Below are 15,140 nucleotides of genomic sequence, written 5' to 3' on the forward strand. Positions count from 1 at the left end.
CCCCAGATCAGTCGTCCCCCTGCACCGGAAGGTGCACGATGGCCTCGAACCCCGCGGACTGACCGATGCGCGGCGAATGGAGGGTCAGGCGGCTGCCGCTGCGCTCGGCGATCGCCTGAACGATGGCAAGGCCCAGTCCGCTGCCGTCGCCGATGGCCCCGGCGCGCTCGAACCGGCCGGTGAGCCGGGCCAGAATCTCCGGCGGCACCACCGGACCGTCGTTGGCGACGCTGAAACGCCCGGTCCCGGTCAGGGTCACCTCCACCCGCCCCTCCGGCGCGCCGTGACGCAGCGCGTTCTCGATCAGGTTGCGGCAGAGAATGCCGAAGGCATCGGGATCGAGATCGGACAACACCGGCCGCGCCGGCAGGGTCAGCGCGATCCGCCCCGCCCCGGCGCCGCGGCCGATATCCTCGGCCATGACCCGCGCCACCGGACGCAGGTCGGAAGGATGGTTCATCCGCAGCCTGCCGCCTTCGGCACGGGCCAGCTGCATCAGCCGTTCAGACAGCCGGGTCAGGCGTTTGAGCGTCGCCTCGATATCTCCGGCCCGCTGCAGGACCGCCGCATCGCCGGTCTCGGCCCGCAGCCGCTGGAGCTGGGCGATGGCACCCGCGAGCGGTGTGCGCAGCTCATGCGCGGCATTGGCGGCAAAGCTGCGTTCGGCCTCGAAGGCGGCGTTGAGACGGGACAGCAGCGCGTTGACCGTCTCGGCGACCGGGACGATTTCGGACGGCAGTTCGCGCAGCGGCACCGGCGAGAGATCCCGCCCGTGCCGCGCCGCCAGCGCATCGCGGAAGCGCCGCAGCGGCGCCAGGCTGAGCCGCAGGGCGAAGACCACGGCGATCAGCGCGATCGGCACCACCACCAGAATCGGCAGGCCCAGCGCCCATTGCAGCTCCCGCGCGACGCGGGCGCGATGTGACAGCGGCTCGGCCACAGTGATGCGAATGCTCCCCTGCAGGGCGGCGTCACTGTAAAACCGGTGCGTCGCCGTTTCCTGAAAGCCCGGCCCGTCATAGGCCGGAAACACCGAAGAATCGGCGCGGTGCGACTGCAACAGGATCCGGTCCGCCTCGTCGCGCACGATATAGGTGAAATACTCCTCGTGCTCGCGGATCGCGCCCAGCCGCTGGGTCACCCCGGCCTCTTCGCGCCCGACCACATCAAGCACGGCGACCGGCAGGATGCGCTGCGCCGTCTCCATCAGCGCGGCGTCGAACACCTCGTCCATCTCGTCGCGCAGCATCAGCAGGGTGACCGAGGCCACCGCGATCCACAGCACCACCAGCAGCAGCCCCAGGCTGAGCCCCACCCGCGCCTGAAGACTGCGCGGCGCCCTCATCCCCGCCCCAAGCGGTAGCCGAGGCCGCGCTCGGTCTCGATCACACTGGCGCCCAGCTTCTTGCGCAGTCGGCTCACATGCACCTCGATCGTGTTGCTCTCGATCTCGGCCCCGAAGGCATAGAGCTTGTCCTCAAGCTGCGCCTTGGACAGCAATTGCCCGGGCCGGGCCAGCAAGGCCTCGAACAGCGCCCATTCCCGCGCAGTCAGCTGCACCGGCCTGCCGTCCCTGTGGACGCTGCGCGCCGCCAGGTCGATCTCCAGCGGCCCCAGGCCGACGATGGGATTCGGATTGCCGGTATAGCGCCGCGCGACCGAACCGATGCGCGCCGACAGCTCGGCCAGCTCGAAGGGTTTGGTCATGTAGTCGTCGGCCCCCGCGTTCAGCCCCTCGATCCGGTCCGAGACCTGATCGAGCGCGGTCAGGATAATCACCGGCGTCACGTCGCCGCGCGCCCTGAGCCCCTTGAGAAAGGGAATGCCGCGTCCGTCGGGCAGCATCAGGTCGAGCAGGATCAGGTCATAGGCGGCCCCGGCCATCGCATCGGCGGCCGAATCGAGCCGCGTCACCCAGTCCACCGAATGGCCGTCGGCGTCGATCTGGTCGCGCACGGCGGCGCCCAGCACGGTGTCGTCTTCGATCAGCAGAATGCGCATGAACCGTTCAAATCCTTGTCCTGCATCGCCGGGGGACGCGATGGTCTTTTGCTATGCGTGCCTGCTGACGCGAAACTGAAGACCCGCCGCCGCCCGCTTCAGGCTGACGTCAGCTTGGCAGGTCACAAACGGGCAATGATGGCCGCAATGCGGAGTTTGACCCATGAAGAGAGCGTTGACAATTCTGACTTTTCTCGCCGTCTTTCCGGCGGGCGCCGCCCTGGCGGATGACGACTGTTTTGTTCCGATGAAGGACTGGCAGCCGCGCGAAAACGTGGCCCGGTTCGCCGAGGAAAAGGGCTGGTCGGTCAGCCGTATCAAGATCGACGACGGCTGTTACGAGATCAAGGGACGCGATGCCGAGGGGCGCCGGATCGAGGTTACCGTGCATCCGGCCACGCTCGCCGTCATCGAAATCGAATTTGAGGACGCGGATGACGACCGTTCGCGCCAAAACCGGGAGAGCGACCGCAATGACTGAAACCGAAATGGGCCAGACGCGCCGCATCTGGGATCCGCTGATCCGGCTGTTCCACTGGGGACTGGTGGCCGCCTACGCGATCGCCTGGCTGACCGCCGAAGAACTGGACAGCGTGCATGAGATCGCCGGTTACACCGTGGCCGGGCTGATCGCCTTTCGGCTGGTCTGGGGGCTGGTCGGGTCGCGCTATGCGCGGTTCGCCCAGTTCATCCGCGGCCCCGGCGCGACGCTGGCCTATCTGCGCGATATGCTCACGGGGCGCGAGCCCCGCTTTCTCGGCCACAACCCGGCCGGCGCGGCGATGATCGTGGCGCTGTTGGTCACGCTCTCGGGCACCGCATTGACCGGCTGGCTGATGCAAGAGCCGGCGCGGATGGCGATGCTGCCGGCGCTGCCGCAGATCGTCGCCCCCGCCTATGCCGACGAGGAGGGGGAATACGGCGAACGCGGCGAAGGCGGCGAGGGATACCTCAGCGAGGTGCACGAGGTCTTTGCCAATCTCACCCTGTTCCTGGTCCTGCTGCATGTGGGCGGCGTGGTCCTGGCCTCGTTCCGTCACCGCGAAAATCTTGCCCGCGCCATGGTCACCGGGCGCAAACGCGCCCCCGGACCCGGCGACATCGCGTAATCGCATCGCGTATCCCCAGAGGGACGGGCCCTGTCCCGGCCCCAACCTCGGGAAAGCCCCGCGCCTCGGCGCGGGGCTTTTTTTCTGACGACAAGCTGAAGCGGTTTCCGCTCCGGCGTCAGGAAGGCCTCAGGCAGGCGCCCCAGATTGACAGCATCGAGACAAAGGAGATGTCCCATGAAAAAGACCCTTGCCCTGCTTGCCGCCTCGACCGCGCTGAGCGCCGCCATCGGCTTTCCGGCGGTGGCAGCGCTGCGCAACCATTCCGGGGACGCCGACGGCATCTTCGCCGCCGTCCTCAACGGCGCGCCGGACACCGCCCGCCTCTGGCAGGCAAGCGACGACGATGACGACCGCCGGGCGAAATACCGCAAGGACGACGATCGCCGCCGCGGCCACGACCGGGACGACGACGACGACGACGACGACGATGATGATGATGACGACGATGACGGCTATGGCCGCGGCATGAAGAACCCGGCCCGCGCCGGCACCGTCGCGCCGCCGAAAAATGGCCTCTTCGGCACTGGCGCCGCCCCAACCGTCAAACAGAACTGATCCCGGTCCCGCCCCCGCCCCGGGGGCGCCCACCCGTTTTCCAAGGAAAGGCAGACAGATGAAATCCGTTCTTGCAACACTGGCGCTGACCACCGCGCTCACCGTCCCCGGCCTGGCGCTGGCGCGCCCGGTCACCCTGACCACCCAGATGAATACCTATGGCGGCGACGGCGCCTATCTCGCGCTGTATGTCACCGATGCCCAGGGCGCCTATGTCGGCAGCCTCTGGATGGCCGGCGGCAAATCGAAATATTATGAGCATCTTTCGGACTGGTATCGCGCCACCGGCGGCGACACGGCCCAGATCAACGGCATCACCGGCGCCAGCGTCGGCGCCGGCCGGACGCTGGAGATCACCCTCGATCTGGCCGATGCGCTATTCGACGCGGGGTATACGCTGCACATCGACGCCGCGGTCGAGGACATGCGCGACAGCCCCAACGAGGTGGCGGTCCCGCTGACCACCGAGGGGGCCGGTGCGCCGGTGCGCGGGCGCCGCTACATCGCCGATTTCACCTACGACATGTGACGGGAGGCGGCCATGATCCGTGCACTCCACCGCTGGCCGGGCCTGCTGGCCGCGCTCCTGCTGACCGTGCTGAGCCTCAGCGGAGCGGCGCTGTCGGTCTTTCCCGCCCGTGACCGGCTGGCGGCGCCGCAGGCGGAGGCCGCGCTGACCGTGGCCGACCTCGCGCCGCGCATCCTTGCGGAATATCCCGGCCTCGAACAGATCCGGCGCGCGCCCTCGGGCCGGATCACCGCCTATTGGTTCGAGGACGGCACACCCAAGGCCGGGGTGATCGACCCGGCCAGCGGACGGGCCGTCGCCTCGGCCGACCCGAACCGGATGGAACGCTGGCTGACCAATCTGCACCGGTCGCTGTTCCTGGGCGACGGCGGCCGGATCGCGATGGCCGCCGGTGCCGCCGCGATGCTGGCGCTGGCGCTGTCCGGCGCGGCACTGGTGGCACGGCGCACCGGCGGCTGGCGGCGCTGGTTCGGACCGTTGCGCGGGCCGGCCGCGGGACGGTGGCATGCGGAGATTGCCCGCGTCACGGTTCTGGGACTGACGCTTTCCTCAGCGACGGCGCTGTGGATGACCGCCTCGACGTTCGGGGTCTTGCCGGATGAGGCGCGCGCGCCCGGCTTTCCCGCCGAGGTCAGCGGCCAGACCGGCGTGCCGCTCGCCGCGCTGGAGGGGCTGGATGCAACCCCGGTCGCCACGCTGCGCGAGCTGACCTTTCCCTATCCGGGCGACGCGACCGATGTCTTCACGCTGAAGACCGAGACCGGCAGCGGGTATCTCGATCAGGGCACCGGCGCGCTGCTGGCCTGGGCCGACCTGAGCGGCTGGGCCCGGGTGTCGGAAACCATCTACATGCTGCACACCGGCCAGGGCGCGGCCCTGTTGGGTCTGGTTCTCGGCCTGATGGCGCTTGGCGTGCCGGCGATGGCGGGGACCGGCGTCGCGCTCTGGGCCAAGGCCCGGCGCGGACGGCCGCGCCTCCACGGCAACATTCCGGCGCGGCGGGCCGAGACCATCGTTCTCGTCGGCAGTGAAGGCGGCAGCACCTGGGGCTTTGCCGCGACGCTCCATGCCGCGCTGACGCAGGCCGGACAAAGCGTGCATGTCGCGCCGATGTCGGCCTTCGATCCGGCCCGCTATGCGGCGGCGAAACGCATTCTCATCCTTGCCGCAACTTATGGCGACGGCGCGGCCCCGGCCTCTGCGCAGAAATTCCTCGACCGGCTGGAAGGGCTGGAAACCGCCCCTGAGGCGCCGGTCGCCGTGCTGGGGTTCGGCGACCGCAGCTTCCCGGACTATTGCGGATTCGCCGGGCAGGTGGCGGAGGCGGCGACGGCCAAGGGCTGGCCGGTCCTGCGGCCCTTCGACACCGTCGACCGGCAGTCGCCGCAGGATTTCGCGCGCTGGGGCCGTCACCTCGGCCAGGCGCTCGGGATGGATCTGGAACTGGCGCATCAGCCGGTGCTGCCGCAGGCCGCGACGCTGACACTCCTGTCGCGCCGCGACTACGGCGCCGAGGTTCAGGCCCCCACCGCGATCCTGCGCTTTTCGCTGCCGCGCGTCCCGCTCTGGCGCCGGATCACCGGGCATGGCTTTGGCGGTTTTTCCGCCGGGGATCTGCTGGGCATTCTGCCCGGGGACTCCGCGCCGCCAAGGTTCTATTCGCTGGCCTCGGCGCGCCGCGACGGCTTTGTCGAGATCGCGGTGCGCAAACATCCCGGCGGCCTCTGTTCCGGCCGACTTCTGGCGCTGCGCCCCGGCGACCGGATGCAGGCCTTTATCCGGCGCAATCCCGGCTTTCGCCCGGCAGCGGGCCGCGCGCCGCTGATCCTGATCGGCGCCGGCACCGGGATCGGGCCGCTGGCGGGGTTCATCCGGTCCAATGCCCGGCGGCGCCCCATCCACCTGTTCTTTGGCCTGCGCCATCCGGACAGCGATTTCCTCTATGACGCGGAGATCCCCGGCTGGCAGACCGATGGCCGCCTTGCCCGGCTTGTCACCGCGGTCTCGCGCGGCAAGCGCCCGTATTACGTGCAGGATGCCCTGCGCGCTGAAGGGGCCGACCTCGCCCGGCTGATTGGGCAAGGCGCGCGCGTCATGGTCTGCGGCGGCCGCGAGATGGCCGCCGGCGTATCCGAGGCGCTGGCCGAGATCCTACGCCCGACCGGCCTCACTCCGGCGCTGCTGAAAGCGGAGGGACGATATGTCGAAGATGTCTACTGATCTGCAACGTCACGCGCTGAACGGACCCACCATGGGCACCCGCTGGACGGCGCTGTTCCACACCGCGCCGGGCCGGAATCCCGAGCCGATCCGCGCCGCACTTCAGGCGGCGGTGGAAGAGGTCGACGACCAGATGTCCACCTGGAAGCCTGACAGCGACCTGATGCGCCTCAATGCGGCGCCGGTGGGCGATTGGGTGCCGGTGCCCGCTCGTCTGATGCAGGTGCTCGGCCTGGCGCTGGAGATCGGGCGCGCCTCCGGCGGGGCCTTCGACATCGGCATGGGCGACGCGGTCGCCGCCTGGGGGTTCGGCCCCGGCCCGGCCGATCCCGGCGGTATCCGCGCCGCGATCGCCGCCCAGCGCGCCCCGGCGCATGAGGCGCTGGACCTCGACCCCGCCGTCGGGCGCGTGCGCAAGATGGCGCCGCTGACGCTTGACCTGAACGGCATCGCCAAGGGCTATGGCACCGATCGGCTGGCGGAAACCCTGAGCGCGTTCGGCATCAGCTCGGCGCTTGTCGGCATCGACGGCGAGATGCGCGCGATGGGTCTGCCGCCGGACGGCGCCCCCTGGACCATCGCCGTCGAGGCGCCCGACCCCAGCCGCCGCGCGCCCCATTCGGTGCTGGCGCTGGAAGTGGCCGCCATCGCCACCTCGGGCGATTACCGCCACTGGGTCGAGGTTCAGGGCCGCCGCCTGTCGCACAGCATGGACCCGGCCCGCGGCGCGCCGCTGGCCGCCTCGCCCGCCTCGGTCACCGTGCTGGCCCCGACCTGCGCCAAGGCCGACGCCTGGGCCACCGCGCTGATGGTTCTGGGGCTGGACAAAGGGGCGGCGCTGGCGCGCGCGCAAGGGCTGGACGCCCTGTTTCTGACCCGCGAGGGCGCCGCGATCCGCACCCATGGGATCGGGCCGCTGTTCGCCCCTTCTGCGATGTCGCCGGGGTAGCAGCCGGGCAATTGGACCGGGGCTGTCACGCCGGCGTTCCGCGCCGGCAAGGTCCGGGCACCTGTCCCGCAGGACAGGCGCCCGGCCGCGATCCGGTGTCGCGCCCTAGAGTTTGTCGCGGACGATCCGCCCGTCAAAGACGGTCAGCAGAACCCCGGTCTGCGCAATGTCCCAGATCGTCGAGATGTCCTGCGACAGCCTCTCGATATCGGTGTCGATCATGATCAGGTCGGCCCGCTTGCCCGGCTCGATCGAGCCGGTCAGCTCCTGCTGCCCCATCGCGATCGCCCCGTTGATCGTATAGGCGGCCAGCACGTCGTCCAGGCTCAGCACCTCGTCGGGATTGACCATGACCGGCACCAGTTCGGGATCTTGCGCTTCGGCGCGGGGATCGGCCGGCAAGAGATCGCCGCGGATCAGCCCGGCCGCCATGTTGACAAAGGGCTGCGGCGAGGGGACGTCCACCGGCGCATCGCTGCCCGCCGCCAGCAGGCCGCCAGCCGCCTTGATGCTGCGGAACGGGTAGACGCGGCTGCCCCAGATTCCGTCCTGCCGGTAAAGCTTTGCCATGTCGAACAGCGAGTCCACCTCGTTGATATAGGGGTTCACGGTGGTGTCGTATTCCCAGAACGGCACCGCCCAGGCCAGTGTCGGGGTGACCGCGATCCCCATCTCGCCGATGCGGGCGACATCCTCCGGGGCGACGAACTGGATATGCGCCAGGTTATGAGGCAGTCCTGAGAGGCCATTGCTGCGGCGGGCGGCCTCGACCGCGTCCAGCGCCACCTGCACGGCCTTGTCGCCCAGCGCATGCATGTGAACGGTGAAGCCTGCCTTGTCGAACCCGGTGACCGCGCGGCTCAGGTTGTCCGGGGTGAACTCCAGCAGCCCATACCGCTTGTCGCAGCGTACCGCTGCGAACCCATGCTCGGCCTGAAAGGCGGCGGCGGCGGGGCCGGATCGCATCCGCGTGTCGGCGCGCGCCTGCCGGCAGTCCGCGCCATCAAGATCGACGTATCCGGAGATGTCCCCGTCCGCGCCGAAAACCGGCTCCAGATAGGGGTTCAGCATCGCTGCGGTCTGGGTCGGATGCTCGACCACGCCATCGACAAACAGCTTGACCCCATCGCCCCTGACGTATTCCGATCCGCTGAACCGGGCGCGCATGCTCTGCGCGGCCTTCAGCGCCGCCTGCATGTCCAGCGGGCGGGTGCGGCCGCCGAACAGGTTGCTGTCGATATGGGTGTTCAGCCGAACCCGGAAATCGAGCAGACCCTCAGCGTCCATATAGGCATAAACATCGGCCAGATCCTCGCCCACCATGGCATCCTGCAGCGAGGTGATGCCATTCGCGGCCATCAGGTCCGTCAACTGGCCGAGCACGGGTTTGAAATTCTCCAGCCCCGCCACCGGGGCGCCGATGATATGGCGGGCGAAATCCTTGGCGGTGCCATCCGGGGCGCCCCCGGCATCGGTGTTGAAATACTCCGCATAGGCGGCATAGGCCCCGGTCAGCGAGTCCGCCGTCAGCGGCAGCCTCTCTCCGGTTTCGGGATGTCGGGCCATCCGGTAGGCGGCGGTGTTCAGCCCGAAGGCATGGCCATCGGACCCCTCCAGCTGAATCGGGATATTGCTCGAAACCGCATCCAGCGCCGCGCGGACCGTCGGATAGGTTTCGGTCACGCTGAGCAGCGAGGGCGGGTTGAAGAACTGGCCGACCAGCCAGCCGTCGGTCGTCAGATCGGCCTCTTGCAGGCAGGATCGCAGCCTGGCCACGGTTTCGTCCATGGTGACCGAGGCACCCTGGAAATTGCAGTCATATCTTTCGCCGTTGTACTCCGGCTCGATCGTGTGCAGCGGGTGGATATGAACGTCGTGCAGCCCCGGAAGAACGATCCGGCCCCCCGCATCGATCACCCTGGTTTCCGGGCCGGCCAGCGCCGCGGCCTCTTCGGCGGTGCCGACGAACAGGATGTCCCTGCCCCGGGTCGCCACGGCCGAGGCGCGGCTGCGACCGGCGTCCATCGTGATGACGCGCCCATTGGTGATGATCAGGTCGGCGGTCTCTGCCTGAACCGCCGCGGCCAGACCGCAGGCAAGCGCGCAGACCCCGCCGGCGCGGGTGAAAAGCTTCGTTGGTGTCATTGGGTCTACCTTGAGAATGTGTCTGTTGGTAGCGCAGCATAGGCATCCGCCGTTTGCCCAAACAACGCTTCCCGCGCGCATATTCTGACGCTATTTGTACGCAATCCGCGTCAATTAGCATCAGTTGAGGCCCCCGATGGTCAACAGACACCTAGCCGAAAATCTGCGAACCCTTGCGGGGTACGGAAAATCAGTCTCCGAGATCTGCCGCCGGGCCGGCGTCAACCGTACGCAGTTCAACCGCTATCTCGGTGGCACCGCACAACCGTCCCTGCAGACCCTTCGCCGCATCTGCGATTTCTTCGGCGTCGATGAACATGAGATCCTGATGCCGCCGGACGCTTTCCGTGCCATCATCCGGTTGCGCCCGCCGCAGATGGCGATGACCGACGACAAGGCGGCGCGTTTCGTGCAGCGCCTGTTCCTCGCTCAACGCACCCCGGCGGCGCAACCGGGGTATTATCACGGTTACATCATGCCCGAGCCCGATGTGCCCGTGGTCTATGTCCACCTGATCCGCATCGGCTGGAGCGGTCAGGGCACGACGGTGAAACTCGTCGCGCGGTTCCCCGACGATCTGATCAACCTGCCCCGCCGGCTGACCTTCGAGGGAACCGCCTTTGAACAGGCCGGCAAGCTGTTCTGTCTGATGCAGGAGCGCAGACGCCGGCGGTCCGCCTCCTGCATCGTGCTGTCGCTGGGGGATTTCGACACGCCGGTCTTTCTGGACGGGATCGTCACCGGCACCGAGCCGGAAAGCGGGAATGAAATTACCAGTTTCCGGGTCATTTGGCGGTTCATCGGCGAGAAACCGGATCTGCGTCAGGCATTGCGGCAATGCGGCCCATACCCGGCGGAGGCAACCGGCCTCCCGGACGCCGTCGCCGCGACCCTCATCGGCCGCAGATGACGCCGGACGAGATCCCTGCCAACCAGCCAGAGCCGTCCTGACCGGCCGCGCCGCATCCATCCCTGGCGCAAGGCCACACTCCCGTCGCCCAGCCTCCCGGCGCGCCGGTCCTACCGGGATCCGCCCGGATCAGCGGGGCGCGCCTGTGGCCCTGAACCGGTCTCGCGCGGGCGTATTGGAAAGCTGGCGCGGGTCAGGATTCTGCCGCCGCCGTCGACGATGAACCGGCAGGCGCGCGATCCGTGATGGAAGGTCAGGCGCCACCGGCCCTGGTCCGCGTCGACACCCGCCTCGCAGCGCGAGGTGATGCCACCGTCCTGCATCCTGTCCCTGACCTGCGCCGGCGTCAGGCCAAAGGCCTCGGCCAGCAGCGCCGCATCCACCGCGAACCCGTCGCCGTCGCGCTCGATCCCTGTCATCGCTCGCTCCTCCGGCAGATGTTCGCAACGGTCCGGGTTCCGCCCGGCGCCCCGGCCGCTCTCATGGCCTCGCCACCGCTACCAGTGCGACATCGGCAAGCGTCGAGCGGTCGAGATCGGCCAGAAAGGCCGCCTCGGCGCTGCGGAACCGCACCTTCAGCCTGCATTGTCCGTCGATCACGCAATTTCCCCCGTCCGCGCCCAGGCATTCGACCAGCGGCTGATCCTGCTCCAGCAGCCGGACCACCGATCCGAGGCGGATCTCTTCGGCCGGGCGTGCCAGGATGGCCCCGCCACCGCCGCCCCGGCGCGTTTCGATGAAACCCGCGCGCGACAGGCGTTGCATGATCTTGGCCAGGTGGTTGCGCGAAAGCTGGAATTCCTCTGCCAGTTCGGCGCTGGAAAAGGCGCGCTCCGGGGCGCTGGCCATACGCATGAGCATACGCAGTCCATAGTCGGTGAAGGAGGTGAGACGCATGATCGCAGGTAATCCGTTTGAATCGGCATTTACAATACCTATTAGCGGGGATAGGCAGGATTTCAAGCCGAATCCGGGAGGCCGAAAATGAACAGTTCTGAAACGGCACCGCGCATCGCCTCTGCCCGGCCCGAATTGACTGCCGCGCTGATGGCGCAGACGGGTCTTGACGAGGAGATGCTCAGCGACCTCGTGCACCGGTTCTATGACAAGGTGCGCGGCGATGCGGTTCTGGGGCCGATCTTCGAGGCGCGGATCGCCGACTGGCAGCCGCATCTGGAGCGCATGGTCGCCTTCTGGTCCTCGGTGGCGCTGATGACCGGGCGGTATCACGGCGCGCCGGTCCCCGCCCACATGCACCTTCCGGTCAGATGGGCGCATTTCGACCGCTGGCTGGCGCTGTTCCGCGAAACCGCGCGCGAGATTTGCACGCCCGAGGGCGCCGACCACGTCATCGAACGGGCCGAACGCATCGCCCGCTCGCTGCACATGGCGATCGAGGATGCCGCCGGGGACCAGCGCACCTCGGCGCCCACGCTGCGCTGATCGGAGGACCATCCGGGTGACCCAACCGCTTTTCCCCCGAGACGCCGCCAGGGCGGCCAGGATGAGAGGAGGCCACGGATGACCCATGACCCCGGGGAAACGGGCCGCTATGCCTCGCCGCCCTGCTTGGCCGGAGAGGTGGCGCCGGATTACTTCGACCCGCTGGCAGTGGACCCCGGGCAGGCCCGCGACGTGGCGCGCTGGCGGCGGGCCGAGCGCGCGCGGCTGCGCGCCGCGCGGCAAGCCCAAAGCCTGGAGATGCGGCGCACCGTGGCGCAGGCGCTGTGCGGCCATCTGCGCGATCTGCTGGCCAGCCGGTTCGAGCGCGCGCGCGGCAGGGTCTTTTCCGCCTACTGGCCGATCAAGGGAGAGCCGGACCTGCGCCCGCTGATGGCCGAGTTGCACGCCGCCGGTGTGATCGTCGCCCTGCCGGTGGTCGAGGTGAAGGCCGCGCCGCTGATCTTTCGCCGCTGGACCCCCGAGACCAGGATGGCACGGGGCGACTGGAACATCCCCGTGCCCCCGCCCGGGGCCGACCCGCTCGCCCCGGACATCTCGCTCGCGCCGCTGATGGGATGGGACGCGGCGGGGTATCGCCTCGGCTACGGCGGCGGCTATTTCGACCGCACACTGGCCGCGCGCAGGCCCCGCCCCTTCACCATAGGGATCGGACTGCAGGCCGCGCGCCTCGCCACCATCTACCCTCAACCCCACGACATCCCGCTCGACACCATCTTGACCGAGGCCGGGGTCCAGTTCCCGAAGGAGAGCCGCCGATGACCGTCGAACATGGGGCGACGCTGCCGCCCCGGCCACCCGGCGCGGGCGCCCTCGCGCGCCTCGCCTCGTCCATGGCCCAGCCGATCCTGGGCCGGATCGCCCGCCGTGTCGCGGCGCGTCACGCCTCGCTTTTCGCGCGCCTGGGGGCGCATCAGAACACCGACTATGTGATCGACCCGGTCGAACTGCCCTTTGCGCTGCACCTGCGCCCGGACCCGCAGGCGCTGCTGTTTCGCGCGGTGCCGCGCGATGCGCTGCCCGCGGCGGGGGCAACCATCCGCGGCCGATTCCTGATGCTGCTGGAACTGCTCGATGCCGAGGTGGATGGCGACGCCGCCTTCTTCTCGCGCGATCTGGAGATCACCGGCGACACCGAGGCGGTGGTGCGGCTGCGCAACGCGCTCGACGATGTGGACGGTTCCATCGCCGAGGAGGCCGCCGCGATGTTCGGCCCGCCGGGACGCGCGATCCTGGGCCACCTGCGCCGCAAGTATTCCGATGACGCCATGCCAAGAGGTGAATGATGAGCCTTGCTGAACTGATCTGTCCGGCCGGAACTCCGGCGGCGCTGCGTACCGCGGTCGATGCCGGCGCCGATGCCGTCTATTGCGGGTTCCAGGACGCGACCAACGCGCGCAACTTTCCGGGCCTGAACTTCACCCCCGAAGAACTGGAAGAGGCCGTGGCCTATGCCCATGCGCGCGGCGCCAAGGTTCTGCTGGCGCTCAACACCTACCCGCCGGCGGGCAAGGTGGATCTGTGGCGGCAGGCCGCCGATTCCGGGGCCCGGTTCGGGGTCGACGCCTTTATCGTGGCCGACATGGGCGTGGCCGATTACATCGCGCGCAACCACCCCGGCGTCCGGCTGCACCTGTCGGTGCAGGCAGCGGCCTCCAGCCCCGAGGCGATCCGCTATTACGCGCAGCATTTCGGGGTCAAGCGGGTGGTCCTGCCCCGCATCCTGACCATCCCCGAAATCCGCAAGATCCGCCAGGAAATCCCCTGCGAGATCGAGACCTTCATCTTTGGCAACCACGGCCTGATGGTCGAGGGGCGGTGCAGCCTGACCAATTACCTCACCGGGCAGTCGACCAACATGGACGGGGTCTGCTCGCCCGCCTCGGAGGTGGAATACATCCGCGACGAGGCCACCGGGACGATGTCGAGCTGCCTGGGCGGCTTCACCATCGACCGCTTCGGCCCCGAGGAAAAGGCCGGCTATCCCACGATCTGCAAGGGGCGCTACACCGCCCCGCACCGGCCCGAAGGCTATTACGCGTTCGAAGAGCCGGTCAGCCTCAATCTTTCGCGCCTGTTGCCGGACCTGATCGGCGCCGGCGTTCATGCCTTCAAGATCGAGGGGCGCCAACGCTCGAAAGCCTATGTGCGCAGCGTGGTCTCGGCGTTTCGCCGCGCGGTCGACGACATCCGCGCCGGGCGCGCGGCGAATATCGAGGACCTCGTGGCGCTGACCGAGGGCCAGAAACAGACGCAAGGCGCCTTTGAGACCAAGAAATGGCGGTGACAGACATGACGAAACTCACACTCGGACCGATCGCCTATCACTGGAGCGGCGAGGAGCGGCGCGATTTCTATGCCCGAATCGCCGATGAGGCCCCGGTGGACGAGGTCTATCTGGGCGAAGTGATCTGCTCCAAGCGCGCGCCCTTCCACGAGGCGGACCTGCCCGACACGATCGAGCGGCTGGAGCGGGCCGGAAAGACGGTGATCGTCTCTTCGCTGGCCGAGGTGATGCTGGCGCGGGAACGCAAGGCCACCGCCGATCTGGCCGAAATGGACAGCCCCGAGATCGAACTCAACAACGCCGCCGGGCTGTTCGCGCGCGGCAAGCGCCCGCACCGGGTCGGACCGTTCCTGAACGCCTATAACGAGGCCACCATCGCCTGGATGGCAGGGCAAGGGGCAACCCATGTGACCCTGCCGGCCGAACTGCCGCGCGCGGCCATTGCCGTGGCCGCCGGTGCGGCGCGCGATCTTGGGCTGGGGGTGGAACTGCAGGTCTTCGGCCGCGCCCCGCTGGCGGTGTCGGCGCGCTGCTATCACGCGCGCGCCCATGGCCGCACCAAGGACAATTGTCAGTTCGTCTGCGAGCAGGACCCCGACGGGATGCCGCTGGCCACCCGCGACGACCATCCGATCCTGCGGGTGAACGGCATACAGACCCAGTCGGAAAGCTATGTCGATCTGTTGCCCGAGGCCGGGGAAATCTCGGCGATGGGCGTGACCCATCTGCGCCTGATGCCGCAGGCGGTGGACATGGTCGAGGTGGCCTGGGCCTTCCGCGATGTCCTCGACGGCGCCTGCACGGTCGCGGACGCCGATGCGCGGCTGCGCGCGCTGTGCGGCGCAACCGGCCTCAGCAACGGGTTCTATTTCGGCACCGCCGGATACCGGCGTATCGAGGCGGCGGCGCCGGCCTGATCCGCAAGGACGACCAGTTTTCCCGGGAAGACCGCACGCCCATCAAGGCATGCG

17 protein-coding genes and 1 pseudogene are annotated in these 15,140 nt (G+C 68.7%); 13 read left to right on the forward strand and 5 right to left on the reverse strand.

Annotated elements, in window-relative coordinates; translation table 11 throughout:
- Nucleotides 1-7 precede the first annotated feature (7 nt).
- A complete protein-coding gene (locus E1832_RS21785) occupies nt 8-1,345 on the reverse strand; it encodes an ATP-binding protein (RefSeq protein WP_133361888.1) in 1,338 nt (445 codons plus the stop codon).
- Nucleotides 1,342-2,001 (reverse strand): response regulator transcription factor, encoded by a 660-nt coding sequence (locus E1832_RS21790; protein WP_133361889.1) that lies wholly within the window; start codon nt 1,999-2,001, stop codon nt 1,342-1,344. The genes E1832_RS21785 and E1832_RS21790 overlap by 4 nt, the downstream gene beginning before the upstream one ends.
- A gap of 163 nt (nt 2,002-2,164) precedes the next feature.
- On the opposite strand from E1832_RS21790, the gene E1832_RS21795 reads away from it, so the two are divergent.
- The 6 genes from E1832_RS21795 to E1832_RS21820 all read left to right on the forward strand — a co-directional run bounded on the left by E1832_RS21795 (nt 2,165) and on the right by E1832_RS21820 (nt 7,366).
- A complete protein-coding gene (locus tag E1832_RS21795) occupies nt 2,165-2,482 on the forward strand; it encodes a PepSY domain-containing protein (RefSeq protein WP_133361890.1) in 318 nt (105 codons plus the stop codon).
- Nucleotides 2,475-3,110: a cytochrome b/b6 domain-containing protein gene (locus E1832_RS21800; protein ID WP_133361891.1), complete on the forward strand. Its 636-nt coding sequence runs from the start codon at nt 2,475-2,477 to the stop codon at nt 3,108-3,110. Before E1832_RS21795 ends, E1832_RS21800 begins: the two co-directional genes overlap by 8 nt.
- 177 nt (nt 3,111-3,287) lie before the next feature.
- Nucleotides 3,288-3,668 carry a hypothetical protein gene (locus E1832_RS21805; protein WP_133361892.1) on the forward strand — a complete coding sequence of 127 codons (381 nt, stop codon included), beginning with the start codon at nt 3,288-3,290 and terminating at the stop codon, nt 3,666-3,668.
- 58 nt (nt 3,669-3,726) lie between these two features.
- Nucleotides 3,727-4,197, forward strand: a complete 471-nt coding sequence (locus tag E1832_RS21810; RefSeq protein ID WP_133361893.1) for a DUF2271 domain-containing protein — start codon at nt 3,727-3,729, stop codon at nt 4,195-4,197.
- Nucleotides 4,198-4,209: 12 nt separating this feature from the next.
- Nucleotides 4,210-6,417, forward strand: coding sequence for a PepSY domain-containing protein (locus E1832_RS21815; RefSeq protein ID WP_133361894.1), 2,208 nt, complete (start codon nt 4,210-4,212; stop codon nt 6,415-6,417).
- The gene (locus E1832_RS21820; protein WP_133361895.1) at nt 6,398-7,366 is read left to right on the forward strand and encodes an FAD:protein FMN transferase; all 969 of its coding nucleotides are present in this window, start codon (nt 6,398-6,400) and stop codon (nt 7,364-7,366) included. Before E1832_RS21815 ends, E1832_RS21820 begins: the two co-directional genes overlap by 20 nt.
- Nucleotides 7,367-7,471: 105 nt before the next feature.
- Here the strand turns inward: E1832_RS21820 and E1832_RS21825 are convergent, their stop codons facing one another.
- Nucleotides 7,472-9,511 (reverse strand): amidohydrolase, encoded by a 2,040-nt coding sequence (locus E1832_RS21825; protein WP_280960213.1) that lies wholly within the window; start codon nt 9,509-9,511, stop codon nt 7,472-7,474.
- Nucleotides 9,512-9,647: 136 nt separating this feature from the next.
- On the opposite strand from E1832_RS21825, the pseudogene E1832_RS23295 reads away from it, so the two are divergent.
- Nucleotides 9,648-9,779, forward strand: a pseudogene (locus E1832_RS23295) (XRE family transcriptional regulator); the annotation flags it as partial.
- A gap of 60 nt (nt 9,780-9,839) precedes the next feature.
- A complete protein-coding gene (locus E1832_RS21830; RefSeq protein ID WP_245514080.1) occupies nt 9,840-10,421 on the forward strand; it encodes a phospholipase D-like domain-containing protein in 582 nt (193 codons plus the stop codon).
- Nucleotides 10,422-10,531: 110 nt separating this feature from the next.
- Here the strand turns inward: E1832_RS21830 and E1832_RS21835 are convergent, their stop codons facing one another.
- Together E1832_RS21835 and E1832_RS21840 are read right to left on the reverse strand one after the other, a co-directional pair.
- On the reverse strand, nt 10,532-10,840 hold the full coding sequence (locus E1832_RS21835) for a DUF6522 family protein (protein ID WP_206021087.1): 309 nt from the start codon (nt 10,838-10,840) through the stop codon (nt 10,532-10,534).
- Between the two features lie 61 nt (nt 10,841-10,901).
- Nucleotides 10,902-11,318, reverse strand: coding sequence for an RrF2 family transcriptional regulator (locus E1832_RS21840; protein WP_133361897.1), 417 nt, complete (start codon nt 11,316-11,318; stop codon nt 10,902-10,904).
- An 87-nt stretch (nt 11,319-11,405) separates the two neighbouring features.
- Here E1832_RS21840 and E1832_RS21845 point away from each other — a divergent pair, with 87 nt between their 5' ends.
- From E1832_RS21845 to ubiV, 5 genes are all read left to right on the forward strand, one after another.
- Nucleotides 11,406-11,864: a group III truncated hemoglobin gene (locus E1832_RS21845; protein WP_133361898.1), complete on the forward strand. Its 459-nt coding sequence runs from the start codon at nt 11,406-11,408 to the stop codon at nt 11,862-11,864.
- Between the two features lie 78 nt (nt 11,865-11,942).
- On the forward strand, nt 11,943-12,644 hold the full coding sequence (locus E1832_RS21850; protein WP_133361899.1) for a 5-formyltetrahydrofolate cyclo-ligase: 702 nt from the start codon (nt 11,943-11,945) through the stop codon (nt 12,642-12,644).
- The gene (ubiT, locus tag E1832_RS21855) at nt 12,641-13,168 is read left to right on the forward strand and encodes a ubiquinone anaerobic biosynthesis accessory factor UbiT (protein WP_133361900.1); all 528 of its coding nucleotides are present in this window, start codon (nt 12,641-12,643) and stop codon (nt 13,166-13,168) included. Before E1832_RS21850 ends, ubiT begins: the two co-directional genes overlap by 4 nt.
- A complete protein-coding gene (gene ubiU, locus E1832_RS21860) occupies nt 13,168-14,169 on the forward strand; it encodes a ubiquinone anaerobic biosynthesis protein UbiU (protein ID WP_133361901.1) in 1,002 nt (333 codons plus the stop codon). The genes ubiT and ubiU overlap by 1 nt, the downstream gene beginning before the upstream one ends.
- A 5-nt stretch (nt 14,170-14,174) precedes the next feature.
- Nucleotides 14,175-15,086, forward strand: a complete 912-nt coding sequence (gene ubiV, locus E1832_RS21865) for a ubiquinone anaerobic biosynthesis protein UbiV (RefSeq protein WP_245514081.1) — start codon at nt 14,175-14,177, stop codon at nt 15,084-15,086.
- Nucleotides 15,087-15,140 lie beyond the last annotated feature (54 nt).

The sequence above is a fragment of the Antarcticimicrobium luteum genome (assembly GCF_004358185.1).
Classification (GTDB): Bacteria; Pseudomonadota; Alphaproteobacteria; order Rhodobacterales; family Rhodobacteraceae; genus Antarcticimicrobium; species Antarcticimicrobium luteum.